The organism is Sphingomonas sp. GW821-FHT10F11 (genome assembly GCF_058809095.1).
On sequence record NZ_JBXASH010000013.1, the window covers coordinates 14075 to 40793 of the forward strand.

The window sequence follows — 26719 nt, forward strand, 5'->3', positions numbered from 1 at the left end:
TCGGCGAAGCGCGCTCAGTCGGGCAGCGCCGCCACGAACGCCCGTACCGCCGTCGCCGAATTGCTCGACGCGAGCGCCATGAACGTCACCATCTGATTGTGGCCGGTATCGCCGCCGGCCAGATCCGACAGGCTGCGAAAGACGACGAACGGCACCGAATTGGCGAAGGCCACCTGCCCCACCGCCGCGCTTTCCATATCGAGGACCGAGGCCTGGAAGGTCGTGAAGAGATATTGCCGATATTTCGCATTGTCGGCGAAGGCCGGGCCGCTGATTCCACCACCCCCCACGACGATCTTCGGTGCCTTGTCGAGGCAGGGTGCGGCGGCCGTGCCGGCCGTCGGCAGACAGCGGGCGAGCGTCGTCTTGCCCGCTACCTGCCGGGCGAGCGCCACCAGCCCGGGATCGGCGGCGAACCAGCGGCGGCGGGCGACCGGCTCGGCCGCGCTGCCGACGCGGATGTCGCGCGGGAACATCATGCCGTAATTGGGCAAGGCGGTCGCGTCCGGCCGTTCGGGCGGCACCCAGCCGGTCGGCGTCTCGCGGGCGAACGACACCTCCATATACTGGTTCCAGCGTTCCGGCACGACCACGTCGCCGATATCGAGCCCTGGATCGACCCCGCCCGCAATGCCGGAAAAGACGATCCGCTTCACCGCGAAACGATCGAGCATCAGCTGGGTGTTCATGGCCGCGTTGACCATGCTGACCCCGCTCTGGATCAGCAGGACGGGTTTGGCCTCCATCGTGCCGGTGAGGATCGTCAGGCCGTTGACATGGTGCTCGACCGGATCGCTGACCGCGCCGACCAGCGCCGACCATTCGGGCGGAAAAGCCGTCATCACCGCGGTGCGCGGGCGATCGTCGAGCTTCTGCGCCGCCGCCGGCAGCGCCGGCGAGCAGGCAAGGACGAGAAACAGAACCAGGCGAGACAGGGATGCCACGTGCTTCGAACTCCTGCGGATAGAAAGAAGGCCGCGGCGAAAACGCCGCGGCCCATTGGTCAGGCGATCAGAACTCCACCTTGGCGCCGACACGCAGGCCCCAGAGCGAGTAGCGCGACTGGTTGTCCACCGCCGGGTTCGAGAAGCTCGAATAGCGATATTGGGCGCAAGGGTTGGAGCCGCTCGCGACGCAGGCAACGTTCACCACCGGCGCCATATACGGGAAGGCGACCTGACGAAGCGAGCCCCAATCCTTGTCGATGAAGTTCAGCACATTCTCCATATCGGCGAAGAGCTTGAACTTCGCCCCGAGCGGTAGCGGGATTTCCTGATCGACGTGCAGATCGACCTTGAACCAGCTCGGTGCCGTCTGGGTATTCTTGGGCAGGATCTTGCCGCGATATTTGTCCAGGCCGTTGGCGCTGATGAACGCGTTCAGCGACGCCAGCGTTGCCTTGTCCGCGTCGCTGGCACCCGTGTTGGCGTTCGCGATCAGCGGATCGGCCGATGCGAGCGGCACATAGAGCAGGTAGCGATTGGCGCTGCCCACCGTGCCGAACACGCTCGAATGCCCGGCGATCAGCGTCGGATCGTTCATCGTGATGCTGTACGGAATGCCCGAGCGCAGCTCGCCGAACAGGCTGATCCGCGTCTTGTTATCGCCGAAAAAGGCATGATCGTAATCGATACTCAATTTCCAGCTGTTGCGGATCTGGTAGATCGACGTGCCGTACGCCGCCTTGTTGGGATCGACCGCCGCGTTCTGGCCGTAAGTGCCCGAGCCGGTGGTGCCGTTCATCGAACTGACATCGGTGACGTCCTGGAAGGTGTAGCTGCCGCCGATGTTCAGGCCCCAGTCCCAGCCCTTGTCGAAGCGCGCGACCGCGACGAGCGAATGGCCCTGCTGGGTGTTGGTGAGGAGCAGATCGGAGTTGGAGTTGCTCGGCGTCAGCGGCCGTGCCGCGTAGCGCGGCCGGCCATCGGGCAGCGTGCCATTGGCGATGAGCCGCAGATCATAATAGATCGGCGCGTTGTTGACGAAGCCGTAGTAGAAATCGCCGCCCAGATTCCAGCCCGAGCCGAAGAAGCCGAGATCGATCTTGTAGTCGGCCGAGAGCGAGGCTTTCCAGGTCGATTCCATCTCGTACTTCGGATCCATCGCATTGACGTTGGCGACCGAGATCGAGCCGACATTGGTGCGCAGATAATCGGTCACCAGTGGGCTGACGCTGGTGCCGGTCACCCCGGTCAGCGCCGCGTTGCAGATCGCCACGGTCGGCAGCGTGCAGGTGCCGTCCGCGTTGCGATTGATGGTGATCGAGTTCTGATAGACGCCCGCGACCGAGAAGCTGTTGCCCAGGAACACATCCGGCGATCCGCCCGCGAACAGGCCGAATCCGCCGCGGAAGCGCAACCGCTCGCTCGGGCTCCAGGTCACCCCGAGACGCGGCTGGGGAATGATCTTGCCCTCGATCACCGCGGTGTTGGCGAAACCGTAGCGCTGGAAGAAATACTGGTTCGCCGGCGGCCGGCTGGTCATGCCGTACAGATCGACGCGCGTGCCCGCCGTCACGCTGAGGGTCGGGGTCGGATCCCAGCTGCCCTGAAGGCCGAAGGTGAACTGATCATATTTGAAGCTGGCGAGCACGTCGTTGATGTTGCCCGTGGTCGATCCGGCGAGCGTGAGCGTGCCGGCGTTCCTGTTCTGGAAATCGGCGACCGAATCGAAATAATAGGTGCCATAGGCATCGGACGTGAAGGCGTTGGCCACGTCGTAATGCTCATAGGCCGCGGTCAGCTTCATCGAGACCGCCCCCAGCTCCCACCGCGCGGCAAGGTCGCCGCCATATTGCTGGGTGCGGACATAGTTGAAGTGACGGAAGCGATCCGGGCCGAAATAGAGCCTTGCCGCGGCCGGACCGGCGGCCGCGCCGGTCGAGCAGGCGATCGCGCTCGCATTGGTGAGGCCGTTCTGCTGCAAACCGGCGGTCGGATCGAGGCAGACCTGCATCTGGCTGAACGGGAAGTCCCCGAACGGCACCGGCGTCAGATCATATTTGCGGAAATTGCCGCGAAGCTCGGTATGGAAATTGTCGGCCCAGTCGGAATTGAGCTGGCCGACATAGGAGGAGACCTTTTCCGGACGCCTGTAGTTGTTCGAGCCGAGCGCGAGCGAGGGCGACCCGGTCGCGGTCGAGGAGAAGCCCGCGACCGAGCTGTTGTTGCTGTCGTCATGGATATAGGTGAACGAGAAACGCTGGCCGTCGGTGATGTTCCAATCGAGCTTGGCGGTGTATTTCTCGTCGGTTTCCAGCGTCGAGGATTGCACGCCCAGCGTATCGTAGCTGTAGACCGAATTGGCGATCGAGGTGATGTTGGCGATCTGTGCGTCGGTCAGGTTGGGTACGACGTTGGGGAAGCCGGCCGTGCCGATGTTGATCGGCGTGCCTTCCTCCAGATGCTCGTAGGACAGGGCCAGGAATAGCTTGTCCTTGATGATCGGCCCCGACAGGAAGGCACCGTAATTCTTGCTCTCGAAATCCAGCTTCACGATGCCGGTGGTGTTGGCGATGCCGGGGCGTGTCCTCCGCCCGGTCAGACCGTCGCTGCTATAGGTGTAGAAGGCCGAGCCGGTGATCTTGTTGGTGCCCGAGCGCAGCACCAGGTTGATCGCGCCGCCCTGGAAATCGCCTTCGCTGATGTCGAACGGCGCGATCTTGACCGAGAGCTGTTCGATCGCGTCGAGCGGCACCGGGCCGCGCGCGGTCGGCAGGCCGCCGACGTTCAGGCCGAACGTGTCGGAGAAGCGCAGGCCATCGACCGAGAATTTGTTGAGGCGGGCATTCTGGCCGGCGATCATCACGCCGCGGCTCTGCGCCGGATCGATCGTCGCGAAGGGATCGCGCCGCACGATATCGCGGATGTCGCGGGTGACCGAGGCGACGCCTTCGATATCGCGCCGGCCCAGCGCCGTGCCGGGGCCGGAAGAGAGATCGACCGCGCCGCTCTGCGATGCCGTCACGACGATGTCGTTGCCCGAAGCCTCCAGCGCGATCGGCACGCGGAACGCCTGGCCCGCGGTCAAATCGATGTCGGTGACGGTAGTGTCGACATAGCCGTTCGCCACGACCTTCACCATGAAGGGCCCGCCGACGCGCAGGCCAGAGGCGCTGAAGCTGCCGTCGGCGCCGGTGGTCGTGGTCGATGTCGTGCCCGACGGCACATGGGTGACGGTGATCTCGGCACCGGAAACCGGCGCATCGCCTGAGGTAACGATGCCGCGGATCGACGAGGTGGTTTCCTGGGCCCAGGCCCCGCCCGATGCGCAGATGGCGATCGCGCACACGGACGCGTGAAGAAGATGACGCATGATGTTTTCCCCTTTTTCTGATTTTGCGGCGGGTGCGTGCTGTTGCCCGTCACCCGCGAATCGATCGGCCGAGCCGGCGCCTATGGAGAGGTCATCGCGCTCTCCCCCTGTGATCGCTCCGGAATCGTGTCGCGCGTGGTTGCCCAGCCGCCGCTCAGCGCCGCCACCACCGGCGAACCGATGAGAAAGGCGGCGTCGAGCGACGGCTGGAGCGCGGAAAGCCCCCCGGCTTCCGCGATCAGGCTCTCGGCGGCACCCGTGCCGGCCGGCGGCACCGAATAGTTGCTGGCGGTACGCAGCACGAGCAGCCGGTCCGGATCGGCATGTCCCGTGCGGCCGAGCATCGCCAGCGCACCGGCGACCCCGGTATCCTCCATCGCGGTGACGACGAAACTGCCGTTCCGGCCGGTCCAATATGCCACCCATTTTTCGACATGGGTGTTGAGCAACGCGCCGTGCCAGAAGGTCTGGCCGCTCGCCTCGTCTCCGATGATCACGGAGGGCGGCCGCTGCGCCGCGGGAAAGCCGGCATAGCCGGCCCGGATCGCCTTCAGCGCGGGCGTGTCGGGAATCGCGACATGCCTGGTCTTCGCGAAAGCCCAGTCGCGCAGGCCCTTGTTGAGCGGGAACAGATTGTAGCGCGTGTCGCCGCGCAGCCCCTGATAGGGCGCCTTGCTGTCCCGCGCAAACATGCCCGTCGGCCAGCCCGGCGGCGCCTCCCGCGGATCCACCGCATAACCGTAATCGGTATCGACCACGTCGCCGATCCAGGCGGCCGACCCAACCGATGTCGTATTCGGGTTGGCCCCGGCGATCGCCGCGACCAGCCAATAGGCGTGGCTCAGATCGAAACGCGGATCGAGACCGAGCGCCATGGTCGAGGCGGCGGCACGGTTGGTGCCGATGCCGGTGGAGAGCAGCAGCACCTTGCCCGCGGGATCGTAGCGCAGATGCCGGAAGCCCGCCGGAAAGGGCAGGATTTGCGGCATGACAGCCGCCCAGGCCTGATATTCGCCGGCCTTGTCGCCGGTGTCCTCGCCAATCTCGAAGGCGGTGACGATGACGACGCGGATTTCGATCGGTGCCGTTTCAGCTGCGGTCGTCCGAGGTGGCGCCGCGGCCTCTGCTGCGAGCGGCAGCAGGGCGATGGAGGCGAACAGGAGAAACCGACCGACAAAGCGCAATCACTGGCCCTCGTGACAACGTGGGCCTCTCCCGCTTGCCTCGTGATCCCGAGGCTGTCCGACGATGGTATCAGCTTTCCGGCCGTCCGCAAGATACGCACCGAAATGGTGCTACACGGCGGCGACGGCCGGACAGTCAGTCCTGTTCGGCGACGATCTCGCGCAGCGCGTCGGCGAGGGCGCGGGTCTCGGCCTCGGTGCCGATGGTCATGCGCAGGCCCTGGGCCAGCCCCTGCCCCGGCAGCCAGCGGACGATGATGCCGCGCTCCATCAACTGGCGGTATGCGATCTCGGCGGTCAGCCTGCCTTCGAACAGGACGAGCAGGAAGTTCGCGTGGCTCGGCACGACGCGCAAGCCCGCATTGCCGAGCTTGGCGATCTCGCCCGCCAGCCAGGCACGCCATTCGATATTGTGGCTGCGGCTGTGCTCGACGAAATCGGTCGCGCCGAGCGCGGCGATCGCCGCCTTCTGACCCGCGGTGGTGATGCAGAAGGGCGCGCGGATGCGGTGCATCGCGGCGACTGCCTCGACCGAGCCATAGCCCCAGCCGATCCGTTCGGCAGCGAGGCCGTGGATCTTGGAGAAGGTGCGCGTGACGATCACGTTCGGCGCGTGGCGCGCGAGATCGAGGCCCCCGTCATCCTCTTCCGCAGTCAGATATTCGGAATAGGCCTGGTCGATCACCAGCATCACATCCGACGGCAGATTGGCATGGAGACGCAATATCTCGCCGCGCGGGGCATAGGTGCCGGTCGGGTTGTTGGGGTTGGCGATGAAGACGATGCGGGTGCGATCGGTGACGCAGGCGAGGATCGCGTCGACATCGGTCGCATAGTCCTTGTCGGGCGCGACCACCGGCGTCGCGCCGACGCGGCGCGTCGCGATCTCGTACACCGCGAAACCATAATGGACGAAGATCACCTCATCGCCCGGGCCGGCATAAGCACCCGCCGCGAGGTGGAGCACCTCGTCCGAGCCGGTGCCGTAGATGATCCGGGCGGGATCGAGATCGTGATAGGCGGCGATCGCCTCACGCAGCTCGGCCGCGCTGGCATCGGGATAGCGGTAGAGATCGCCGACATGCGCCAGGAAGGCAGCGCGGGCCTGCTCGCTGGTGCCGAGCGGGTTCTCGTTCGACGACAGCTTGGCGATCGGCGCGCCGGCATCGGTGGTGGAGCGCCCCGGCACATAGGGGGCGATCGCCATGATCCAGTCTTTGGGTTTCGGTGCGGTCATGCCGCGTGCCCTAAGGTCGAACCCCGTCCTCCGCAATGCCGGCATGGCGCGGGGGCCGATCGGCACAGCGATACGGAAAAATACGAGATTTGAAAAAGGGCCGGGGAGGCCCAATATAAGGTCTCTCCTGCCTGTGGGCTCACATCTGCTGGCAGCGGGTTAGGCCGGGGGGTGATCTTCCCGGCCTAGTCCTTTCTACTGACATTGGCGGTCTTCTCCGTTCCTCCCCCGCTTCGCGGGGGAGGGACTAGCTTCAGCTACGTGGCTTGGGCGGGCGGTTCGGCCTTGGGCCGCGGGGCTTGGTCGGGTCGTTGCCGCCGGGCTTGGGCGGCGGCGCGTTGGGGCGGCGATGGCGCTGGGCGTCGCGCGACACCGGACGCGACGGCGGCGGCGTACGCGGCGCGGCCGAGCCGGCCGGCGCGACATTATAGCCTTCCTTGAGCAGCCGAGTGAACGCGGCGCGCACGTTGGTCGCGATCGCCGCCTGGAGTTCGGGCGGCAGATCGGCGAGCGTGGTGTTCGCATGCACCGAATTCAGATCACGCAGCAGCGTGTTGGGCACGCCCTTCGACGCGGCCTTCAGCGCACCGATCGAATCGATGACGGCGGAAAAGACGATGTCCTGCATCACGTCGGTGGCTGATTTGCTCATGGGCGCGGGCACTAGAGGGATTCCGGCCCGACTGGAACAGCAAAGTTCCTGTCCCACGTCATGCCGGGCTTGTCCCGGCATGACGGAAAAGGGGCGCTTAGACCCGCGGCCGCTTGCGGAGCGTCGGGCGGGGCTGGTGACGCACGGGGGCCGGGCCGTTGTGACGGCGCGGCTCTCGCGCCGCCTGTTGCGGGCCGCCTTCGAGCACTTCGAACTGGACGCCGCCCTCGGCCTCCTCACCGACCGTGCGCTTGACCGAGGCCATGAACTTGCCGGCGATGGCACGCGGAATCTGGAAGGCGGTCTCGTTCGGGCCGATGCGGATCGCGCCGACCTCGTTCTTGGTGATGTGCCCGCGACGGCAGATCAGCGGCAGGATCCAGCGCGGATCGGCATTCTGACGGCGGCCGATATCCATGCGGAACCAGACGATATCGTCAAAGCCCTCGCGGTGATGCTCCTTGCCGGCGGGCTGGGCAGCGCCCTGGGTCAGCATCTCTTCCGGGGCGGGCAGGCGCGCACGATAGGTCTTCACCAGCGCCGCGGCGATATCCTCGGGCGACTTCTGCTCCATCAGCGTCGCGGCGAGCGCGCGGTCGTCGTCATCGACCTCGATCGTCTCGAGCAGCATTTCCATCAGGCGGGTACGATCGGCCTTGCGGATATCGTCGGCGGTGGGGGCATTGACCCATTCCACCGCTATGCGCGCGCCGCGCAGCATCATCTCGACGCGGCGCTTGCGCTGGAAGGGAACGATCAGGACAGCCGTGCCCTTCTTGCCCGCGCGGCCGGTGCGGCCCGAGCGGTGCTGAAGCGTCTCGGCATCGCGCGGCAGCTCGACATGGATGACCAGGCTGAGCGTCGGCAGATCGATGCCGCGCGCGGCGACGTCGGTCGCGACGCAGACGCGGGCGCGCTGATCGCGGAGCGCCTGCATCGCGGCGTTGCGCTCGTTCTGGCTATGCTCGCCCGACAAGGCGACGGCGGCGAAACCGCGCTCGACCAGGCTGGCATGGAGATGGCGGACATTGTCGCGCGTCGCGCAGAACAGCATCGCCGATTCGGCTTCGTGCAGGCGGAGCAGATTGACCACGGCATTTTCGATATCGGCCGGGGCGACGGTGACCGCCTGGTAGCTGATGTCGCCATGCCCGCGATCTTCGCCAACCGTGGAGATGCGCAGCGCGTCGCGCTGGTAGCGCTTGGCGAGCGCGACGATCGGTTTCGGCATGGTCGCCGAGAAGAGCAAGGTGCGGCGCTGATCGGGAGTCGCGTCGAGGATCTGTTCGAGATCCTCGCGGAAACCCATGTCGAGCATCTCGTCGGCTTCGTCGAGGATGACGGCCTTGAGCGATCCGAGATCGAGCGCGCCGCGTTCGATATGGTCGCGCAGACGCCCGGGCGTGCCGACGACGATATGGGCGCCGCGCGACAGGGCACGGCGTTCGCTCGACGCGTCCATGCCGCCGACACAGGTGGCGATTCTCGCGCCGGCCTTTTCATAGAGCCAGGCGAGCTCGCGGCTGACCTGCAGCGCGAGTTCGCGGGTCGGGGCGATGGCGAGGGCGAGCGGGGCGCGGGCCGGCGGCAAGGTGCCGTCCTCGCCGAGAAGCTGAGGGGCGATGGCAAGGCCGAAGGCGACCGTCTTGCCCGAGCCGGTCTGCGCCGAGACGATCATGTCGCGGCCCTCGGCCTGGGGTTCGATCACCGCCGCCTGGACGGGAGTGGGCGCGGCGTAACCACGGGCGGAGAGCGCTTCGGCGAGAAGCGTGGGCAGAGATGAGAAGGGCATGATATTCCGGATATGGGGGCCGCGACGAAGCGCGCAAAGCGGGGCCCTAGCAGATAATCCGGGTTAAAGCACGCCCATGGCGAAAATCGGTCAGATGCGCTGCCGGTTCCACGCCGCCAGCAGCCTGGGCCGGGCGGTCGAGTCGGCGACCCAATCGCTCTCGGGCCGGCCCTCGATCAGCGAGACCGCCACGACCTGGGCGAGCGCAACAGGCAGCAGCACATAGCTGTTGATGACCAGGGCGGCGAACAGGCCTGCGCCGGAGACCCCAAGCATCAGCAGGGTGAGGATGGTAAGCCAGAAGCGCGCGCCGGTGATGCCGGTCAACGCAAGGCACGCGCCCGCACCGACCGCAAAGGCGATCGCGACCGCATTGGGCGCGGCGACGACGAGATAGATCAGCGACGCCGCGAACAGGCCGAGCCCGGTTTGCGTACGACCCGACCAGGTGAAGATATTCCGCGCTGACATGATGCCCCCTGTTATTGGGCACGAACGATGCGATTCCATAACGGTTCCATAGAGGCGTGGAATCATGGCGGAACTTCCGGCGGGATGAGGCGCTTGCACCCAGTCTCGCCGCACTGCGGCAGAACCCGATCCCAAGGAGCATGGCATGAAGCAGCTGGTTGCGTTCGACCTCGACGGCACGCTCGCCGAGAGCAAGCAGCCGCTGCAGGCGCCGATGGGCGAGGCGCTGGCCGACCTGCTCGGCGTGGCGCATGTCGCGGTCATCTCGGGCGGGGACTGGCCGCAGTTCGAGAAGCAAGTCGCAAGCCGCCTGCCCGCCCGCGCCGACCTGACCCGGCTATGGCTGATGCCCACAACGGGCACCAAGCTCTACCGCTTCGACGGGACGTGGAGCGCGGTATATGCGGAGCTGTTCGACGACGCGCAGAAACAGGCGATCTTCGCGGCGTTCGACGCTTCGTTGAAGGCGACCGGCTTCGTGCCCGAACAGACCTGGGGCGATCGGATCGAGGATCGTGGCAGCCAGATCACCTTTTCGGCACTTGGCCAGCAGGCCCCGCTCGACGCCAAGGAACATTGGGACCCCGATTTCGCCAAGCGCAAGGTGATCCAGGCCGATCTGCGCAAGCGCCTGCCCGGCCTGTCGATCAACATGGGCGGCGCGACCTCGATCGACATCACCCGCGAGGGCGTAGACAAGGCGTACGGCCTGAAGAAACTGCGCGATGCGAGCGGCATCGCGCTGGAGGCGATGCTGTTCATCGGCGATGCGATCTTCCCGGGCGGCAACGACTACCCCGCCAAGGAGCTGGGGCTGGACACCGTGCGGGTCCGCGACCCTGAAGAGACACTGTCCGTGGTAGCCGCGATCGTCGCCTGTCAGAAATGAGACGGCAAATCACTCGTTAACCCCGGCGCCCTATCGTCCTGCGCAACGCGAACAGGTTTCGCGGCCAGGCTGCAGGATCGGGCATGATGATTGATGGGGGTGCCGACGCCCTGGAGCGGGAGCTCCGGACCAGCCGGCAGATGTTCACGGCGGCATTCCATGCGGCGGCAACGGGCAAGGCCATCGTCGCCGTGACGGGTATTTGCGAGGAAGTGAATGCGCCGTTCGCGGCGCTGCTCGGCTATGCGCCGGGCGAGGTGGCGGGCATGCATTTTGCCGACTTCACCCATCCGCACGACATCCGCGCCGATCTGCATCTCTTCGAGGAAGTGATGCGGGGCGAGCGCGACAGCTATCAGATGGAGAAGCGGTACCTCCACAAGGATGGCGGCGTCGTCCATGTGCTGCTCACCGCGACGGTGGTGCGCGAGGAGGACGGCACGCCGATCCGCTTCATTTCCGAGGTGGTCGATCTGACCGAACGGATGGAGGCGCGGCAGGCGCTGCAGGAGGTCAATGCCAGGCTGCAGCGGCAGGTGGTCACCGATCATCTGACCGGCCTGTACAACCGGCGCGGTTTCGAGGAGGCGCTATCCGGCCCGCTGAGGCACAAGGCGAGCCTGTTGCTGATCGATCTCGACCATTTCAAGCATATCAACGACCGGCTGGGCCACAAGGCGGGCGACATGGTGCTGGCCGAAGTCGGCCGGCGGCTGCCGCTGCAGATTCGCGAGGGCGATTTCGTCGCCCGGGTCGGCGGCGACGAGTTCGGCATCATCATGCACCATGCCGACCGCGCATTGGCCGAGAAGACGGCGGCGCGGATCGTGAAGCAGCTCGGCACCGTGTACGAGGTGGACGGGGCCTTTGCGCATATCGGGGCGAGCGTCGGCGTGTCGTGCAGCGAGGAGAGCGACGTCTCGCTACGCGAGCTGGTATGCCGGGCTGACGAGGCGCTGTACGCAGCGAAGCGCGCCGGGCGGAGCCGGTGGCAGCTGGCGGCGTGATTTATTTTCGACGCGTCATGCGCTCGCGCTGAACGGAATGCCCGCGCCGACGGCCTGTTGGAGAGTGTGACAAAAGTCGGCGGCGTTTGCAGCCGCTCTGTTGGAAAATCGCGAGGGGAAACCGCGCATTCCCGGCCGCTGGTGTTGGAGAGTTTTGGCACACCCCCCGGGGCGATCCGACGGCCGACCGGATCGTGCCACAAAAGGCGCCGGTTATTTTACCCTATTCAAGCGATCGATTGAATCGCGCTCATGATGCCGCCTTATGAGAAGTCGTCAGGCGTCACATTGCCGGGAAGCGGGAGATCGAGATCCCGCATACCCAGCCAACGCAATCCGCCGTGCTGATATTCGGCCGAAGAGAGAAGATCGACATGAGCGGTTTGCATCGCGAGATGAAGCGCCTGCACTTCATCGACACCGCAGGCGTAAAACCGTCTCACACGTGACGGAAAATCGATCTGGAAATCGCATCGGAAAGTTTGTCCGTAGGGCTCGGGCTTGAAGAAGTGACAGGGCACCTCCACTGCGCCCATGGCGAATGTCCTCGATGCGAACAATGTCCCAGGCATCTGTCACTCTCCCGCCGATAAATCCACGATGGCAGCGGCGCTCGCTCTCCGCGGCATGCTTACACCACCTGTCCCGCGGCCCAGCCGCTGGCCCAGGCCCATTGGAAATTATAGCCGCCAAGCCAGCCGGTGACGTCGACCGCCTCGCCGATCGCATAGAGGCCGGGCACTTTCCGGGCCTCCATCGTCTGCGAGGACAGACCGTCGGTGGCGATGCCGCCGGCCACTACTTCCGCCTTGGCGAGGCCTTCGGTGCCGTTGGGGGTGAAGCGCCAGTCGGCGAGGCGGCGGGCGGCCTCTTCGAGGCGCTTGTCGGTCTGGGCGCCAAGCTCGCCTTCCAGCCCGAGGCGGTCGGCGAGGGTTTCGGCGAGGCGCGACGGCAGGTGGGTCGCGAGCAGCTTGCGAAAAGCGGTGCGCGGATTGGCGCGCTTTGCCTCGGCCAGCCAGCCTGGCTTGAGATCGGGCAGGAAATCGATCCCGATCGACTCGCCGTGGCGCCAATAAGACGAGATCTGCAGGATCGCCGGACCCGACAGGCCCTTGTGGGTGAACAGTGCGGCTTCCCGGAACGCCGTCTTGCCGCAGCGAGCGACGACCTCGGCGGCGACGCCGGAGAGCGAGCGGAACAGGGTTTCTTCGCCGCCCAGGGTGAAGGGGACCAGAGCCGGGCGGGGTTCGACCACTTTCAGGCCGAATTTGCGGGCGAGATCATAGGCAAAACCGGTCGCGCCCATTTTCGGAATCGAGGGCCCGCCGGTCGCGATGACCAGTGAGGGTGCGATTGCGGTTCGATCGCCATAGGTGACACGGTATTGGCCATCGGCATGATCGATCTCGCGGATCGGCTGGCCGAGGCCGATGGCGACGTTCCCGGCGTCGCATTCGTCGAGCAGCATCGCGACGACCTGCTTCGCCGAGCCGTCGCAAAAGAGCTGGCCGAGGGTTTTCTCGTGCCATTTGATGCCGTGGCGATCGACCAGATCGATGAAATCCTGCGCCGAATAGCGGCCCAGCGCCGACTTGGCGAAATGGGGGTTGGCCGAGAGATAACGGTCGGGCGCGGTGTTGATGTTGGTGAAATTGCACCGCCCGCCGCCGGAGATGAGGATCTTCTTGCCGGGTTCGTCGGCGTGATCGAGCAGCAGCGTACGCCGGCCGCGCTGGCCGGCGGTGAGCGCGCACATCAGGCCGGCGGCGCCGGCGCCGAGGATGATGGTGTCATAGGGTTGGGGGTTGGTCATCTGGGACGAGCGTTACCTAAATCCCTCTCCCGGCGGGAGAGGGAAGGAGCCGCGTAGCGGCGGGAGGGTGAGGGTGACAATCAGCGACTTGATCAAGTCGCCCTCACCCCGGCCTGCTGCGCAGGCCACCCCCCTCCCGCTGGGAGAGGGGAAGAAGAGGTCACGCCACCGGCAGCCGCAACCGGAAGCAGGCGCCGGCCGGGACTTCCTTCGCCACGATCGTGCCACCCGTCGCGGCCAGCAATGACCGGGCGATGGCGAGGCCAAGCCCCGCCCCGCCCGCTTCTCGGCGGCCGGTGAAGAAGGGTTCGAAGATCCGCTCCAGATCGGCGACCGCGATGCCGGGGCCGTCATCGGTGACCCACAGGATCACGTCGCCATCCGCCGGTTCGACACGGATGCTGACCCGCTCGGCACCGGCCTGGCGGCTGTTCTCGACCAGGGTTTCGAGCAGGGTTTCGACCACCTCCGGAGTGATGCGCGCGGTCGCGGTCTCCGGATCGCCTGCGACATCCACCGCGAAACGATCCGAGCGGAACGAGTCAGCGACGCGCCGGGCCGACGCGACGATATCGGCGCGGGCGCCGGCGTCGATGCTCGCCATGTCCGCACGCGCGAGATCGAGCAGCCGCTGGACCAGCCGGGACAGCCGGTCGGCATCGGCCGTGGCATTGGCGATGAAGCGGCGGCGTTCCTCCTCGCTCATCTCCGCGCCATGCTCGTCGAGCAGTTCCAGCGCGCCACGGATGCCGGCAAGTGGAGTCTTGAACTCGTGGCTGACCGCCGCCGCGAAATCCTTGAGGTAGCGCGAGCGACGCTCGATGCGATCGGCCATGGCACGGAAATTGTCGTAGAGCTGGGCGATCTCGACCGCGGCGGTGACGGGGGTGTCGGGTACCTCCACCCGCCCCCGCGCGACATCCTCGCTTGCCCGCGCCAGCGCGTCGATCGGACGGGCGATGCCGCGCGAGAGCAGGGCGACCAGCACCAGCAAGGTCGTGAAGATCAGGCCGATGCCGAGCAATATCTTGCCGCGATCCTGGTAGAGGCCGACGAACAGACCGCGCGGGGTGCGCGACAGCATCACCACGCCGATCACCCGGCCCTGATCGATCACCGGCCGGGCATGATGCACGCGGATCGCATAGGCGCGGCTGAACACGGCGAGCCAGCTCCGCGCCTCGTAACGACTGCGTTCCCGCAATACCGTGCGCGGGCTGCCGGCGAGGGCGGTGCGGACCTCGGGAAGATTGTCGTAATTCAACATCACATCGTCGCGGCCGAGCACCACGATGCCGTTCGCGTCGAGCAGGCGGGTCGCGGTCAGGGTCACCGCCGCGGCGTCGCTCGCCATCGGCATCAGGATGCGGGCGACCATCGCGGCGTGGCGATCCGGCATGCCGCGCCGCGTCTCGGCCGGGCGCGCCGGCAGGACCGGCATGGTGCGCAGGTCGATCGTCGGGATCTCGGGCGCGAGCAGACGGCGCGACGTATCGGGCACGCCGTTCCGCCACGCCGATTTATACGCCGACGCCAGCACCACGCTCTGCGAGATCAGTTCCGCCTCGGTCTGCTGGACGATGGTGTTCTCATAGACGCGCAGGAACAGCGCCGCGACGCCGGGCAGCGCGGCGACGAACAACAGGGTACCGAGCAGGATCGAACGCAGCCTGAGCTTGGGCCAATGCGCTTTCGCAAAAGTCTTGAGTGTTCCGATCAACTACAGGCGCCGATCCGGTAGCCGATGCCGGCACGCGTCTCGATCAGGTCGGCCCCCACCGACAGGGCTTCGAATTTCGCGCGGAGATTGCGGACATGGCTGTCGATCGTGCGGTCGGTGATGGCAAAGCCGGGGCCATGCAGCCGATCGATGATCGCGTCACGGGTATAGACCTTGGCCGGGTTGGCGGCGAGCAGCAGCAGGAGCTGGAATTCGGTGGCGGTGAGCGGCACCGGCGCGCCGTCCCAGCGTGCCTCCCAGCCGTCGGTGTCGAGGGTCAGGCGGTTGCGGACGACATTTTCGGGCTCGGGTGGCGGCACGCCGCGCTTGAGGATCGCGCCGACCCGGGCAACCACCTCGCGCGGGGAGAAGGGCTTCACGACATAATCGTCGCCGCCGATCTCGATGCCGACGATGCGGTCGATCTCGTCGTCGCGCGAGGAGAGGAACAGGATCGGCAGCCCCGCCCCTGCCCCGCCCGCGGCGCGCAGCCGCCGGCACAGGTCGAGGCCGTTGAGGCGCGGCATGTTGATGTCGAGCACCATCAGATCGGGCATCTCGCGGCCGATCGCTTCGAGCGCCTCCTGCCCGTCAGCCGCCTCGCTCGGCCGCATGCCGGCCTTGGCCAGCGCGAAGGCCAGCAGCTCGCGGATATGGGGGTCGTCGTCGACGACGAGGATGCGGTGGCTCATGGGTTTCATTGTGATCCTGCGGGTCTGGCGGTCAACGACTTACTCCATGTCATGCCCAAGTCCGGCGTGACGGGTGCGGTTTAGGCCCGCATCGTCGACTCCTCATCCGGCGCCTGTGGAGAAATTGTGCAGACGTACGGCCTTCCCAAATCCCCCCGTCGCGCCTAGAGCGCTCACCATACCCGATCCTCGAAAGGACTCTCCATGCGTGAAGCTGCCATCGTCGCCACAGCCCGTACCCCGATCGGCAAGGCCTATCGCGGCGCGTTCAACATCACCGAGGCGCCGGTGCTCGCAGGACATGTGATGAACGCCGCGGTGGAGCGCGCAGGGGTAGATCCGGCGCGGATCGACGAGGTGTTCTGGGGCGTCGGCGGGCAATGGGGGACCCAGGGCGGCAATGCGGGGCGGATGGCGATCTTCGCCGGCAATCTGCCCGAGAGCGTGCCGGCGTTCACGCTCGACCGGAAATGCGGATCTGGGCTGACCGCGGTGGCGCTCGCGGCGCGATCGATCCTGTGCGACGAGATGGATGTGGCGCTGGCCGGGGGCATGGAATCGATCAGCCTGACGGTGACCAAGGACGCGCCGCGCTTCATCAACAAATCGGTGATCGCGCAGGAACCGGCCGCGTACATCCCGATGATCGAGACCGCCGAGATCGTCGCCGAACGCTATGGCATCAGCCGCGAGGCCCAGGACGCGTATGGCGCGCAGAGCCAGCAGCGTGCGGCGGCGGGACTGGAGAAGGGCGCGTTCGTCGAGGAGATCGCGCCGATCACGGTCGAGAAGGCGGTGTTCGACAAGGAGGGCAACCGCACCGGGACCGAGACGGTCACCGTATCACAGGACGAGGGCATCCGCGCCGGCACGACGCTCGAGGCACTGCGCGGATTGAAGACGGTGTGGCCGGGCGGGGAGTTCACCGGGCCGGGATCTAACGTTACCGCGGGCAATGCGAGCCAGTTGTCGGACGGCGCATCCGCGCAGATCCTGATGGACCGGGCGACCGCCGAGGCCGAGGGCAAGGAGATCCTCGGCATCTATCGCGGCTTCCAGGCGGCCGGGTGCGGGCCGGACGAGATGGGCATCGGGCCGGTCTTCGCGATCCCGAAGCTGCTGGCTCGGGCGGGGCTGTCGGTGGCGGATATCGGGCTGTGGGAGCTGAACGAGGCGTTCGCCAGCCAGTGCCTCTATTGCCGCGACCATCTCCGCATCGATCCGGAGAAGTACAACGTCAATGGCGGCGCGATCGCGGTGGGGCACCCGTTCGGAATGACCGGGTCGCGGCTGGTGGGGCATGCGTTGATCGAAGGACGGAAACGGGGTGCGCGCTATGTGGTGGTGTCGATGTGCACCGCCGGCGGCATGGGCGCGGCGGGGTTGTTCGAGGTGGTTTGAGGCCTTCTGGCCCTCTCCCCTTTCCAGGGGGAGAGGGCGCTTGGCTCAGGCGTCCTGACTCAAAGCCTCCTTGACCAGCCGTTCCGATTCCGCATGCAGCGCCCAGAAGTCGCGCACCGTGCCGCCTGACAGCTTCGTCTCCAGCACCGCGAGATGCGAATGCCAGCCGCCGCCGAAATCGGTCAGGCCGGCGGGCCCCGAAATGCCGCTATGCGTCAGCACCAGCCGGGTCCTGTCGCCCATTGCTGTCAGCTCGAAGCGGGCCTCGCCTTCCTTGCCGCCGTCCCAGCTCCAGGCGACAAGATGCGGTGCTTCGAACGCCGTCACCTTCTCATGGGAGACCGCGCCGCGATGCTCGCGATATTTCTCGGGATAGGGCACGTCGTCCGCCGAGAGATTGTCGTGATCGAAGACGAGATCGACCGAACCGCCGACATGCGGCTCGAGCGTGCCGCCGGCGAACCATTGCGACCGCAGTTCGGCATCGACCAGATAGCGCCAGACGGTGTCGATCGGCGCGTCGAGCACGCGTTCGAGACGGATGGTGCCGGGGGCGGTTTTTTCGATAGCGAGCATGGTCATTTCTCCAGAACGATAGCGAGCGTGTCGAGGATCATCGTCCAGCCCTTGCGGGTCTGGTCTTTGTAGGCGGCCCATTCGGGGTCCATCTCGTGGGTGAGGGTGAGGGTCGCACCCCGCCCCTTCGCGACGATGTCGATCGCCACGCGGGTCCATTCGCCCTCCTCGGCCGGATCGGCGGCGAACAGGAAGACGAGGCGGCGCGGGCGGTCGATCACCTGATATTCGAGGCGGTGGTGCGCATCCCCCGAGGCGCGGCGCTCGACGATCAGCGCGCGACCGCCGACACGGGCGTCGATCTCGACCGTGCGCATGTCGCCGTCGGGCGTCTTGAACAGGAATTTCCCGGCTTTTTCGGGATCGAGCCACGCGTCGAACACGGCTTCCGGCGCTGCATCGAAATCGCGGGTGACGGTGAGGATGACGGGGGCGGTCATTTCGCTCTCTCCTTTTCGGCCTTGAGCAACTCATCGAGGATATCGAGCCGCTCGTTCCAGAATTTCTCCCATTGCCGCAGCCAGGCCTGGGCCTCGCGCAACGGCTCCGCCTTCAGGCGGCAAAGCTGTTGCCGGCCGGCCTTGCGGCGTTCGACCAGCCCGGCCCGCTCCAGTGCCTGGACATGTTTCGAGGCGCCGGCGAAGCTCATCGCGTGCGGTGCGGCCAGTTCCCCAATGCTGCGCTCCCCGCCGGAAAGGCTGGCGAGCATGGCGCGGCGGGTGGGATCGGCCAGCGCGGCGAAAGTGATGTCGAGTCGTTCAACCATATGGTTGTATATTGATCCTTCGCCGCCAACTGTCAACTAATCGGTTGAATATTTCTTCTTGGCTGCCGGTGCTTGCGGCAGGCGCTGCGCGTGACCAGATCGACGTCGAAACGAAGGAGACCGGACATGCAGCGCTTCGCCCAGCCCATCTATATCGCGGCCGGTCTTCGAACCCCGTTCGGGCGCGGCGGCGGGGCGCTTGCCGATCATGATGCGATCACCATGGCGGTGCCGGTCGCCCAGGCGATGGCGGCCAAGGCGCGGCCCGACCTGTTCCTATGGGGCACGGTGATCCCGAGTCTTGGCTGGAGCAATATCGGGCGCGAGATCTGGCTCGATGCGGGACTCGACCCGACCGTGCCGTCCTTTTCCGCGGTGCTTGCCTGCTCGACCTCGATGGTCGCGGCCTTCGCGGCGGCGGGCATGCTCGGCGGCGACAAGGATCTTGCCTTGGTCGGCGGATCGGAGGTGATGAGCAATCCGCCGATCGGGCTGAAGCTCGACGCGTCGAAGCGGATCGTGAAGCTGTTCCGTACCGATCCACCCGCAGCGCTCGCCGCGTTGCAGGCGCTGACGCCGAACGACCTTGTGCTGCCGATCAAGGGCTTCGCCAATCGCATCACCGGGCGGACCATGGGCGATCACATGGAAGAGACGGCGAAGATCTGGGAGATTTCGCGCGAGGCGCAGGACGACTGGTCGCTGAAGAGCCATCAGCGCGCCGTCGCTGGCTGGGAGAACGGCTTTTTCGACGACCTGGTCATTCCGCTGCCCGAGATCGCACACGACGCCAATCCCCGCGCCGATACTTCGGCCGAGAAGCTCGCCAGCCTGGCGCCCGCCTTCGACAAGACCAGCGGCAAGGGCACGCTGACCGCGGGCAACAGCTCGCCGATCACCGATGGCGCGGCGGCCTGCTGGGTCGCGACCGAGGCGGGGGTGAAAAGGCTGCCCGAGGGCACCCCCTATGCCGAACTGGTCGATCACGAGATCGCGGCGGTCGACCATGCCGAGGACGGGCTGCTGATGGCGCCAAGCTTTGCCATCCCCCGGCTGCTGGCACGACATGGGCTACGCTATGAGGATGTCGCCTTGTGGGAGATCCATGAGGCATTCTCGGCGCAGGTGCTGGCCAATGTCGCCGCGCTGGATAAGCCCGGCTGGACGCGCGACCGCGCCGGCGTGGACTTCGAGTTCGGGCCCTTCCCCTGGGACCGGGTCAATCCCAACGGTGGATCGGTGGCGATCGGCCATCCCTTCGCCGCGACCGGCGCGCGCGATTTGAGCCAGGCGGTGAAGGAGCTGTGGGGCAAGCCGAGCGGCACCTGGGCCGTGGTCAGCGTGTGCGCCGATGGCGGGCACGGCACGGTATCGTTGTTGCGGCGGCCATAGATACGGCTGCGTTGAACTTTGCGCGCCCGGCTGGCAGTTGGGCACGGCACGGCACCCGGCCATGCCGACGGAGTGTCAATGAAGCTGTCACCGCGGTTCCCGCGTCTTTTCAATCCATTGCTGGCGGGTGCGAGTTTCCGGGATCGGGTAGTCGGCTGTATCGGCGCGCTGATCGGCATCGCGCTGACCGCCTTTATCTGCACCGGCCTGCACCTGACCGTGGCGGAGCTTCCCCTCCTGCTCGCGCCGGTCGGCGCCTCGGCGGTGCTGATGTTCGCGGTGCCGGCCAGCCCGCTCGCCCAGCCATGGGCGGTGTTCGGCGGCAATGTGGTCTCGGCGCTGGTCGGGGTGACATTGGCGCACCTCATGCCCCCGTCGATCGTCGCGGCCGGACTTGCGGTGGCCGGGGCGACGCTTGCCATGTCGCTGCTGCGCTGCCTGCATCCGCCGGGCGGCGCGGTCGCACTGACAGCGGTGATCGGCGGGCCGGTGATTGCCGCATCGGGCTATTGGTTCGCGCTGATGCCGGTCGCGACCAACAGCGTCGCGCTGGTGCTGGTCGGACTGTCCTTTCACCGCTTCTCGGGCCACAGCTATCCGCACCGGACGGCGACGGCGCCGGGTGCGCAGGGCTTCCATCCCGAGGCGATCGACCTAGCACTCGCCGATCTCGGCGAGACGCTCGACGTCAGCCGTGCGGATCTCGACCTGCTGCTGCAGCGCGCAGCCTTTCACGAACGGGAACGCTGCTCGGCTGCGCGGCGAACCGTACGCCATCGGCACTGACGGGACCCGAAAGCGTACAAGTCGGTCCAGGGACCGGGCGAACTCGGGAAGCCGGCCCGCTGACGGTCAATCGAGGATGTTCAGCCGCGGCATGCGCGGCCGTCGCTTTCGCCGGCTCTTCACGAGCAGGACCATGCCCGCCAGCGCCGACAGCATGAGCAATGCGATGAGGGTGAACCCGGCAATTTCTCGAACCATGACGTCCTGATCCCTAGCAATGCGCGAACAACGAAGACGCGCCATCGGCAGACCGGCCTATGACCGAGCCGGCAGATCCTTCAGTTGACGCGCGATTTCTTCCTGGACTTCGCGAGGGATGTCACTGGGATCAAGCAGCGTCACACGCGGCCTGGTCCAGACCCTGAGACCGGATACATATCGTATTTTCAACGCACCGGTGGAACTGCGAAAATCCATGATACCACCCTCCAGGAAGTGAAAATCATAGAAAGCGAGACTGACGATACTTGCTCAGATCGATTCACACAGCCTGCACGACCTGATCCCAGGTGGCACGAGCTAGCAGTCCGGAAAGGCTTTCGTGCCCGGTATTTGACCTTTTCGACCGATTTCGATCCTAACCGAATCGCAATTCTATTATTTGAGAATATGCTAGCTGATGCAACCAAATTATAACCATAAACAGATGTTCTTTTTATGACAAATCATGTCATGAAATGAGGTGCTTAAGTCGATACGCACCCTTGGCCTACCCGGAATGGGGCGGCGATCCTGTTGCAGATGCGAAGAATGGCGATCGCGACGAGGGTCAGGATGCCGGTGCGGCGCGGCCCTCGATCCGCGCCAGAATCGCGTCCAGCCCCTGCCGGACCCCGACGAACAGCTCTTCCCGCGTCAGATGGTCGAGCAATTGTTCGTTGAGGCCGCCCAAGGTGGCATGGTCGGCAGCGAGCGCGGGAAAGTCCTGCCCGGGCATCGTGGCCGCCATCGCCGCCAGCCCGTCGAAGATGGCCCCGACATAGCGGCGACTCTGGGCAGCCGGAATGCCATTGTCGGTGAGCCACCCGGCGATCGACTCGGCGAAGGCGAACCAGGACGCCATGGTCGCGGTGGCGGCGCTGAGCGCGTCGAAGCTGGCAGGATCGTCGACCTGGATCGCCGTGCCGGTGCGGTCGAACAGGTCAGCGGCGATCGGGTCGGGCGGATAGATGGCGGTCGCGCCGCGGCCCAGCGCGACGGCGGGGAGCGGCACGGCCTTCGCGATGCTCAGCGCGGGGGCGACGAGGTCGGCCAGGGTTCCGAGCGACAGGGTGGCGATCAGGCTGATGACATGATGGTCGGACCGGAAACGCAGTGGTGGGATCACCTCGCGCGCGACCTGAGGCCGGACCGCGAGCATCACCACGTCGCTCGCATCGAGCACCGCCTGGTTGGAGGCGGCGACGTGCACATGCGGGAATTCCGCCGCCAGCGCCGCCGCGACCGCCGCGCTGCGGGGCGAGAGGTGGATCGTCGCGCCCTCGCCGAAGGAGGGGCCAAGGCCGCGTATGATCGCCGCGCTGATCGCGCCCGTGCCGATAAAGCCGAGATTCATGCCATGCTCCGATCGACGCCGGGCGGCGCCAGAATTTCGGGGCTATTACAATAAGGGCTGGCGCGATGCTGTCACCGCGAGAATGTGGTCGAGCGCGTCAGGCCGCGTCCTGCGCCCGCCAGCTTTCCCAGCGCAACATGCCGACAATGTAGAATTCGGCCAGGGCGAAGGGCGCGATCAGCGCGATGGCGCCCCACCAGCCGAGCCAGAGATAGCCGAAGCGGCCGACGCAATAGAGCAGCACCATCATGCTCTGCACCATCCCGATCAGCCCGGCCGAGCGGAAGCGGGGCCCGAGCAGATAACCGATCCAGAACACCCAGCGTGCCAGCACCCAGACGATGGTGCAGGCGACCACCGCGCGCATCGAGCCGCCGTCGCGCGCCTGGACGGCGAGCATCAGCAACCCCGGCACGAACAGCCAGAGCTGCTCGATCGTATTCTGGACATAGCGCTGGTTGACCCGCATCCGCGGCGATTCAGCGCCGGCCAGCGGATCGATCGCGGGCGTCACCAGCCGTTCGTGCGCGACCGCTTCGATGCCCGGCAGCAGGGCGAGCAGGGTGGCGATGCCGACACAGTGGAGCGCGAAGAAGAAGCGCGCCGTCTGGGTCGCCATGCCGGGGACCGACGGCATGGAGCGGTCGATGAAGAACCACAGTCCGATCGCAACCGGCAAGGCCAGCACCACGCCCATCGCAAGCGTGCGCTGCTGCGCCTCGATCGATCCAGGGACGAGGCGGTTCGACATCGTCAGTCGGCGAAGAGCAGCACGGGCGTCTCGAGATATTTCTTGAGCGCCTGGACATAGCTTGCCGCGTCCCACCCGTCGACGACGCGGTGATCGCAGCTGATCGAGAGGTTCATCAGCTTGGCGCGGACGATATCGTCGCCGCGGAACACGGGGCGCTCGACGATCTTGTTCGGGCCGATGATCGCGACTTCGGGCCGGTTGATCACCGGCGTCGTCGCGATGCCGCCGAGCGGGCCGAGCGAGGTGATGGTGAGAGTGGAGCCGCTGAGCTCCTCGCTCTTCGCCTTGCCAGTGCGGGCTGCCTCGGCGAGGCGACCGATCTCGCTGGCGAGCTGCCAGACATTGAGGTCCTGCGCGTCGCGGATCACCGGGACCATCAGGCCCGCGGGCGTCTGAGTCGCCATGCCGAGATGGATCGAGCCATGGCGCGTCACCACGCCGGCCTCGTCGTCATAGCGCGCGTTGATCATCGGGAAGTCGGGGATCGACTTGCAGATCGCGACGATCATCAGCGGCAGCATGGTCAGCTTGGGCCGGCCGCCGCGATTGGCGTTGAGATCGGCGCGCATGTCCTCGAGCGCGGTGACGTCGATCTCGTCGACATAGGTGAAGTGCGGGATGGCGCGCTTCGAGGCGGCCATATTCTCGGCGATGCGGCGGCGCATGCCGATGACCTTGATCGGCTCGTCCGCGCGGGCGCGGCTGGCGTGCGGGGCATGATAGCCCTGGCCCGAGCCGTAGCGCAGGAAGGCGTCAAGATCGGCGTGGCGGATGCGGTCGCCTTCCGACTTTACGCTGGCGAGGTCGATGCCGAGGTCGGCCGCACGGGCGCGGACGGCGGGGGAAGCGAGGACATGAGCGCTCGCCTGCGGCGCGGATCCGACGACAGGCTCAGGTGCCGGGGCGGGTTTCTCGACGTCGCTCGAAACGAACGGCTGGGGGGATTCGATTGCCTCGGCACCCGGCGTTTCCGCTTCGATCTGCTCTTCGACTTCCTCGGCCCTGGTTTCTTCCTCAGGCAGATCGCCTGGGGCGACATCGGCCACCGTCTCGGGCGACGGTTCGATCGCATCCTCGGCGGCATCGGTCTCGATCACCACCAAAGCCGCGCCGATCGACACCTGGTCGCCGACCTCGCCGGCCAGCTCGACCACGACGCCGGCGACCGGGGATTCCATCTCCACCGTCGCCTTGTCGGTCATCATGTCGGCGAGGCCCTGGTCCTCCTCGACGCGGTCGCCCACGGCCACGTGCCACGCGACGATCTCCGCTTCGGAGATGCCTTCCCCGATGTCGGGAAGCTTGAACGTGAAACGTGCCATGTCAGTCCTTCATCACTTTCTTCAGCGCTTCGCCGATGCGGACTGGCCCCGGGAAATAGGCCCATTCCAGACTGTGCGGATAGGGGGTGTCGAAGCCGGTCACGCGCTCGATCGGCGCTTCGAGATGGTAGAAGCAGCGTTCCTGGACGAGCGCCGACAGCTCGGCGCCGAAGCCGCTGGTGCGGGTCGCCTCGTGCACGATCATGCAGCGCCCGGTCTTCTTCACCGACGTCTCGATCGCCTCGATATCGAGCGGCACCAGGGTGCGCAGATCGATGATCTCGGCATCGACGCCGGCCTCTTCGACCACCGCAAGGCAGACATGGACCATGGTGCCGTACGCCAGGATCGTCAGTGCCTCGCCGGCGCGCACGATCTTCGCCTTGCCCAGCTCGATCTTGTAATAGCCGGTCGGAACCTCGCCCGCGGGATGCTGCGACCAGTTCCTGGTCGGCTTGTCCCAATGGCCGTCGAACGGACCGTTATAGATGCGCTTGGGTTCGAAGAAGATCGTCGGATCATTGTCCTCGATCGCCGCGATGAGCAGGCCCTTGGCGTCGTACGGGGTCGACGGGATCACCGTCTTCACGCCGGAGACATGGGTGAAGATGCCCTCGGGCGACTGGCTGTGCGTCTGGCCGCCGAAGATGCCGCCGCCGAACGGCGAGCGCACCGTGATCGGCGAGGTGAACTCGCCCGCCGAGCGGTAACGCAGCCGCGCCGCCTCCGACACGAGCTGGTCGAGCGCGGGATAGATGTAATCGGCGAACTGGATCTCCGGCACCGGGCGCAGGCCATAGGCACCCATGCCGACCGCGACGCCGATGATGCCGCATTCCGTGATCGGCGTGTCGAACACGCGCTGTTTGCCGTATTTCGCCTGGAGGCCGGCGGTCGCACGGAACACGCCACCGAAATAGCCGACATCCTCGCCCATCACGATCACGTCGGGATCGCGGGCCATCATCACGTCCATGGCGGAGTTGATCGCCTGGATCATGTTCATGCGGGCGGTGCCGTCTTCGTTACCCTCAGGGGCGATGATGTCGGCGGGATCGGTGATGTCGCTCATGACTTGCGTGCCCATGGCCGGCCCGAGGCGGTTTCTTCCGCCAGCATCTGCGCCTGTTGTTCCCTCAGATGCCAGGGCATCTCCTCGAACACGCCGTCGAACAGCGTGTCCAGCGGCTGGTGGAGGCCGTGGCCGAGGATGCCGTTCTGTTCGGCTTCCTTCTGCGCGCGCTTCACCTCTTCCGCGAGCGCAAGGTCCTGCGCGGCGTGGCGATCCTCGTCCCATTCGCCGATATGGATCAGGTGATCCTTCAGCCGCTTGATCGGATCGCCGAGCGGCCAGGCCGTGGGCTCGCCGGCCGAGCGATACTGGCCGGGATCATCCGAGGTGGAATGGCCTTCGGCTCGGTAGGTGAAATGCTCGATCAGGGTTGGGCCCTGGTTGGTCCGGGCCCGCTCGGCGGCCCAGGCGGTCGCGGCATAGACGGCGAGAGCGTCGTTACCGTCGACCCTGAGACCAGCAATGCCATAGCCGATCGCGCGCGCCGCGAAGGTGGTCGATTCAGCGCCGGCGAAGCCCGAGAAGCTCGAAATCGCCCATTGGTTGTTGACGACGTTGAAGATCACTGGCGCACGGTAGACGCTGGCGAAGGTGCAGGCGGAGTGGAAATCACCCTCGGCGGTCGAGCCCTCGCCGCACCAGGTAGCGGCGATGCGCGTGTCGCCCTTCGCTGCCGAGGCCATCGCCCACCCCACGGCCTGGGGATATTGCGTGGCGAGATTGCCGGAGATGGAGAAGAAGCCGGCTTCCTTGACCGAATACATGATCGGCAGCTGCTTGCCCTGAAGCCGATCGCCCTTGTTCGAGTAGATCTGGTTCATCATGTCGACCATCGACCAGCCGCGCGCGATGAGCAGGCCCTGCTGGCGGTAGGACGGGAAGCACATGTCCTCATAATCGAGTGCGAAGGCGGCGGAGACAGCGACCGCCTCCTCGCCGAGGCACTTCATGTAGAAGCTGGTCTTGCCCTGGCGCTGGGCGCGGAACATGCGCTCGTCGAAGGCGCGAACCAGCACCATCGAGCGGAGCATCGCGCGCAGCGTATCGGGCGACAGGCGCGGGTTCCACGGGCCGACGGCATTGCCCTCGTCGTCGAGCACGCGGACCAGCTCATAGGCAAGATCGATGAAGGTCTCGGCGCGGTCGGCGGTATCGGGCCTGCGGGCGTCGCCGGCCGCGGGGATCGCAACCTCAGTGAAATCGACCGTATCGCCGGGGCGGAACTTGGGTTCCGGCACATAGAGCGACAATGGCTGTAAATTGGCGCGCGGACTGTCGCTTGCCATGCTCTCTCCAATCAGTGCGCGTTTCGCGCGTTTGCATG

Annotated in this window: 25 protein-coding genes; 5 read left to right on the forward strand and 20 right to left on the reverse strand. The window is 66.2% G+C overall.

Annotated features, from left to right (window positions below; genetic code table 11):
- Positions 1-14: 14 nt before the first annotated feature.
- The 7 genes from AC1RT8_RS23540 to AC1RT8_RS23570 form a co-directional block, all read right to left on the reverse strand.
- Complete coding sequence (locus AC1RT8_RS23540) at positions 15-944, reverse strand: 5'-methylthioadenosine/S-adenosylhomocysteine nucleosidase (protein WP_493078862.1); 930 nt, start codon at positions 942-944, stop codon at positions 15-17.
- Positions 945-1011: 67 nt separating this feature from the next.
- Complete coding sequence (locus tag AC1RT8_RS23545) at positions 1012-4314, reverse strand: TonB-dependent receptor (RefSeq protein WP_493078864.1); 3303 nt, start codon at positions 4312-4314, stop codon at positions 1012-1014.
- 80 nt (positions 4315-4394) lie between these two features.
- Positions 4395-5498 carry a purine nucleoside permease gene (locus AC1RT8_RS23550; protein ID WP_493078866.1) on the reverse strand — a complete coding sequence of 368 codons (1104 nt, stop codon included), beginning with the start codon at positions 5496-5498 and terminating at the stop codon, positions 4395-4397.
- A 136-nt stretch (positions 5499-5634) separates the two neighbouring features.
- Positions 5635-6735, reverse strand: coding sequence for a histidinol-phosphate transaminase (hisC, locus tag AC1RT8_RS23555; protein WP_493078868.1), 1101 nt, complete (start codon positions 6733-6735; stop codon positions 5635-5637).
- 253 nt (positions 6736-6988) lie between these two features.
- The gene (locus AC1RT8_RS23560) at positions 6989-7387 is read right to left on the reverse strand and encodes a hypothetical protein (protein WP_493078870.1); all 399 of its coding nucleotides are present in this window, start codon (positions 7385-7387) and stop codon (positions 6989-6991) included.
- A 97-nt stretch (positions 7388-7484) separates the two neighbouring features.
- Positions 7485-9179, reverse strand: coding sequence for a DEAD/DEAH box helicase (locus AC1RT8_RS23565; RefSeq protein ID WP_493078872.1), 1695 nt, complete (start codon positions 9177-9179; stop codon positions 7485-7487).
- Between the two features lie 90 nt (positions 9180-9269).
- Positions 9270-9650 (reverse strand): hypothetical protein, encoded by a 381-nt coding sequence (locus AC1RT8_RS23570; protein WP_493078873.1) that lies wholly within the window; start codon positions 9648-9650, stop codon positions 9270-9272.
- A 145-nt stretch (positions 9651-9795) separates the two neighbouring features.
- Between AC1RT8_RS23570 and AC1RT8_RS23575 the strand changes: the two genes are divergently transcribed.
- Together AC1RT8_RS23575 and AC1RT8_RS23580 are read left to right on the forward strand one after the other, a co-directional pair.
- Entirely contained in the window at positions 9796-10539 is a 744-nt protein-coding gene (locus AC1RT8_RS23575) for an HAD-IIB family hydrolase (RefSeq protein ID WP_493078874.1), read from the forward strand.
- Between the two features lie 83 nt (positions 10540-10622).
- The gene (locus tag AC1RT8_RS23580; RefSeq protein WP_493078875.1) at positions 10623-11546 is read left to right on the forward strand and encodes a GGDEF domain-containing protein; all 924 of its coding nucleotides are present in this window, start codon (positions 10623-10625) and stop codon (positions 11544-11546) included.
- A gap of 263 nt (positions 11547-11809) precedes the next feature.
- Here AC1RT8_RS23580 and AC1RT8_RS23585 read toward each other — a convergent pair whose 3' ends face one another.
- The 4 genes from AC1RT8_RS23585 to AC1RT8_RS23600 all read right to left on the reverse strand — a co-directional run bounded on the left by AC1RT8_RS23585 (position 11810) and on the right by AC1RT8_RS23600 (position 15771).
- On the reverse strand, positions 11810-12118 hold the full coding sequence (locus AC1RT8_RS23585; RefSeq protein ID WP_493078877.1) for a DUF6968 family protein: 309 nt from the start codon (positions 12116-12118) through the stop codon (positions 11810-11812).
- A gap of 59 nt (positions 12119-12177) precedes the next feature.
- Complete coding sequence (locus AC1RT8_RS23590) at positions 12178-13359, reverse strand: BaiN/RdsA family NAD(P)/FAD-dependent oxidoreductase (RefSeq protein ID WP_493078878.1); 1182 nt, start codon at positions 13357-13359, stop codon at positions 12178-12180.
- A 160-nt stretch (positions 13360-13519) separates the two neighbouring features.
- On the reverse strand, positions 13520-15079 hold the full coding sequence (locus AC1RT8_RS23595; protein ID WP_493078880.1) for an ATP-binding protein: 1560 nt from the start codon (positions 15077-15079) through the stop codon (positions 13520-13522).
- A complete protein-coding gene (locus tag AC1RT8_RS23600; RefSeq protein WP_493078882.1) occupies positions 15076-15771 on the reverse strand; it encodes a response regulator in 696 nt (231 codons plus the stop codon). The genes AC1RT8_RS23595 and AC1RT8_RS23600 overlap by 4 nt, the downstream gene beginning before the upstream one ends.
- Positions 15772-15975: 204 nt before the next feature.
- Here AC1RT8_RS23600 and AC1RT8_RS23605 point away from each other — a divergent pair, with 204 nt between their 5' ends.
- A complete protein-coding gene (locus AC1RT8_RS23605; RefSeq protein WP_493078884.1) occupies positions 15976-17172 on the forward strand; it encodes an acetyl-CoA C-acyltransferase in 1197 nt (398 codons plus the stop codon).
- Between the two features lie 45 nt (positions 17173-17217).
- Here AC1RT8_RS23605 and AC1RT8_RS23610 read toward each other — a convergent pair whose 3' ends face one another.
- The 3 genes from AC1RT8_RS23610 to AC1RT8_RS23620 are packed head-to-tail and all read right to left on the reverse strand — an operon-like array spanning position 17218 to position 18514.
- On the reverse strand, positions 17218-17748 hold the full coding sequence (locus AC1RT8_RS23610; protein ID WP_493078886.1) for an SRPBCC family protein: 531 nt from the start codon (positions 17746-17748) through the stop codon (positions 17218-17220).
- Positions 17749-17750: 2 nt separating this feature from the next.
- Positions 17751-18188 (reverse strand): SRPBCC family protein, encoded by a 438-nt coding sequence (locus AC1RT8_RS23615; protein WP_493078888.1) that lies wholly within the window; start codon positions 18186-18188, stop codon positions 17751-17753.
- On the reverse strand, positions 18185-18514 hold the full coding sequence (locus tag AC1RT8_RS23620) for an ArsR/SmtB family transcription factor (protein ID WP_493078889.1): 330 nt from the start codon (positions 18512-18514) through the stop codon (positions 18185-18187). Before AC1RT8_RS23620 ends, AC1RT8_RS23615 begins: the two co-directional genes overlap by 4 nt.
- Before the next feature lie 126 nt (positions 18515-18640).
- Between AC1RT8_RS23620 and AC1RT8_RS23625 the strand changes: the two genes are divergently transcribed.
- Complete coding sequence (locus AC1RT8_RS23625) at positions 18641-19906, forward strand: thiolase family protein (protein WP_493078891.1); 1266 nt, start codon at positions 18641-18643, stop codon at positions 19904-19906.
- A 78-nt stretch (positions 19907-19984) separates the two neighbouring features.
- Complete coding sequence (locus AC1RT8_RS23630; protein ID WP_493078893.1) at positions 19985-20692, forward strand: HPP family protein; 708 nt, start codon at positions 19985-19987, stop codon at positions 20690-20692.
- Positions 20693-20758: 66 nt separating this feature from the next.
- Here AC1RT8_RS23630 and AC1RT8_RS23635 read toward each other — a convergent pair whose 3' ends face one another.
- The 6 genes from AC1RT8_RS23635 to AC1RT8_RS23660 form a co-directional block, all read right to left on the reverse strand.
- Positions 20759-20890: a hypothetical protein gene (locus AC1RT8_RS23635; RefSeq protein ID WP_493078895.1), complete on the reverse strand. Its 132-nt coding sequence runs from the start codon at positions 20888-20890 to the stop codon at positions 20759-20761.
- A 571-nt stretch (positions 20891-21461) separates the two neighbouring features.
- Positions 21462-22247: a pyrroline-5-carboxylate reductase gene (locus AC1RT8_RS23640; RefSeq protein WP_493078896.1), complete on the reverse strand. Its 786-nt coding sequence runs from the start codon at positions 22245-22247 to the stop codon at positions 21462-21464.
- A 97-nt stretch (positions 22248-22344) separates the two neighbouring features.
- Positions 22345-22998 carry an MAPEG family protein gene (locus AC1RT8_RS23645; protein WP_493078897.1) on the reverse strand — a complete coding sequence of 218 codons (654 nt, stop codon included), beginning with the start codon at positions 22996-22998 and terminating at the stop codon, positions 22345-22347.
- 2 nt (positions 22999-23000) lie between these two features.
- Complete coding sequence (locus tag AC1RT8_RS23650; protein WP_493078899.1) at positions 23001-24323, reverse strand: dihydrolipoamide acetyltransferase family protein; 1323 nt, start codon at positions 24321-24323, stop codon at positions 23001-23003.
- 1 nt (position 24324) lies between these two features.
- Positions 24325-25329, reverse strand: a complete 1005-nt coding sequence (locus tag AC1RT8_RS23655; RefSeq protein WP_493078957.1) for an alpha-ketoacid dehydrogenase subunit beta — start codon at positions 25327-25329, stop codon at positions 24325-24327.
- A 62-nt stretch (positions 25330-25391) separates the two neighbouring features.
- Positions 25392-26681, reverse strand: coding sequence for a 3-methyl-2-oxobutanoate dehydrogenase (2-methylpropanoyl-transferring) subunit alpha (locus AC1RT8_RS23660; protein WP_493078901.1), 1290 nt, complete (start codon positions 26679-26681; stop codon positions 25392-25394).
- Positions 26682-26719: the final 38 nt, after the last annotated feature.

Excerpts from the sequence above, each read along its gene's own strand:
- AC1RT8_RS23545 (WP_493078864.1), bottom strand. The coding sequence starts at position 4,314 with ATGCGTCATCTTCTTCACGCGTCCGTGTGCGCGATCGCCATCTGCGCA.
- hisC (WP_493078868.1), bottom strand. The coding sequence starts at position 6,735 with ATGACCGCACCGAAACCCAAAGACTGGATCATGGCGATCGCCCCCTAT.
- AC1RT8_RS23560 (WP_493078870.1), bottom strand. The coding sequence starts at position 7,387 with ATGAGCAAATCAGCCACCGACGTGATGCAGGACATCGTCTTTTCCGCC.
- AC1RT8_RS23565 (WP_493078872.1), bottom strand. The coding sequence starts at position 9,179 with ATGCCCTTCTCATCTCTGCCCACGCTTCTCGCCGAAGCGCTCTCCGCC.
- AC1RT8_RS23570 (WP_493078873.1), bottom strand. The coding sequence starts at position 9,650 with ATGTCAGCGCGGAATATCTTCACCTGGTCGGGTCGTACGCAAACCGGG.
- AC1RT8_RS23575 (WP_493078874.1), top strand. The coding sequence starts at position 9,796 with ATGAAGCAGCTGGTTGCGTTCGACCTCGACGGCACGCTCGCCGAGAGC.
- AC1RT8_RS23580 (WP_493078875.1), top strand. The coding sequence starts at position 10,623 with ATGATGATTGATGGGGGTGCCGACGCCCTGGAGCGGGAGCTCCGGACC.
- AC1RT8_RS23585 (WP_493078877.1), bottom strand. The coding sequence starts at position 12,118 with ATGCCTGGGACATTGTTCGCATCGAGGACATTCGCCATGGGCGCAGTG.
- AC1RT8_RS23590 (WP_493078878.1), bottom strand. The coding sequence starts at position 13,359 with ATGACCAACCCCCAACCCTATGACACCATCATCCTCGGCGCCGGCGCC.
- AC1RT8_RS23600 (WP_493078882.1), bottom strand. The coding sequence starts at position 15,771 with ATGAGCCACCGCATCCTCGTCGTCGACGACGACCCCCATATCCGCGAG.
- AC1RT8_RS23605 (WP_493078884.1), top strand. The coding sequence starts at position 15,976 with ATGCGTGAAGCTGCCATCGTCGCCACAGCCCGTACCCCGATCGGCAAG.
- AC1RT8_RS23610 (WP_493078886.1), bottom strand. The coding sequence starts at position 17,748 with ATGCTCGCTATCGAAAAAACCGCCCCCGGCACCATCCGTCTCGAACGC.
- AC1RT8_RS23615 (WP_493078888.1), bottom strand. The coding sequence starts at position 18,188 with ATGACCGCCCCCGTCATCCTCACCGTCACCCGCGATTTCGATGCAGCG.
- AC1RT8_RS23620 (WP_493078889.1), bottom strand. The coding sequence starts at position 18,514 with ATGGTTGAACGACTCGACATCACTTTCGCCGCGCTGGCCGATCCCACC.
- AC1RT8_RS23625 (WP_493078891.1), top strand. The coding sequence starts at position 18,641 with ATGCAGCGCTTCGCCCAGCCCATCTATATCGCGGCCGGTCTTCGAACC.
- AC1RT8_RS23630 (WP_493078893.1), top strand. The coding sequence starts at position 19,985 with ATGAAGCTGTCACCGCGGTTCCCGCGTCTTTTCAATCCATTGCTGGCG.
- AC1RT8_RS23635 (WP_493078895.1), bottom strand. The coding sequence starts at position 20,890 with ATGGTTCGAGAAATTGCCGGGTTCACCCTCATCGCATTGCTCATGCTG.
- AC1RT8_RS23640 (WP_493078896.1), bottom strand. The coding sequence starts at position 22,247 with ATGAATCTCGGCTTTATCGGCACGGGCGCGATCAGCGCGGCGATCATA.
- AC1RT8_RS23645 (WP_493078897.1), bottom strand. The coding sequence starts at position 22,998 with ATGTCGAACCGCCTCGTCCCTGGATCGATCGAGGCGCAGCAGCGCACG.
- AC1RT8_RS23650 (WP_493078899.1), bottom strand. The coding sequence starts at position 24,323 with ATGGCACGTTTCACGTTCAAGCTTCCCGACATCGGGGAAGGCATCTCC.
- AC1RT8_RS23655 (WP_493078957.1), bottom strand. The coding sequence starts at position 25,329 with ATGAACATGATCCAGGCGATCAACTCCGCCATGGACGTGATGATGGCC.
- AC1RT8_RS23660 (WP_493078901.1), bottom strand. The coding sequence starts at position 26,681 with ATGGCAAGCGACAGTCCGCGCGCCAATTTACAGCCATTGTCGCTCTAT.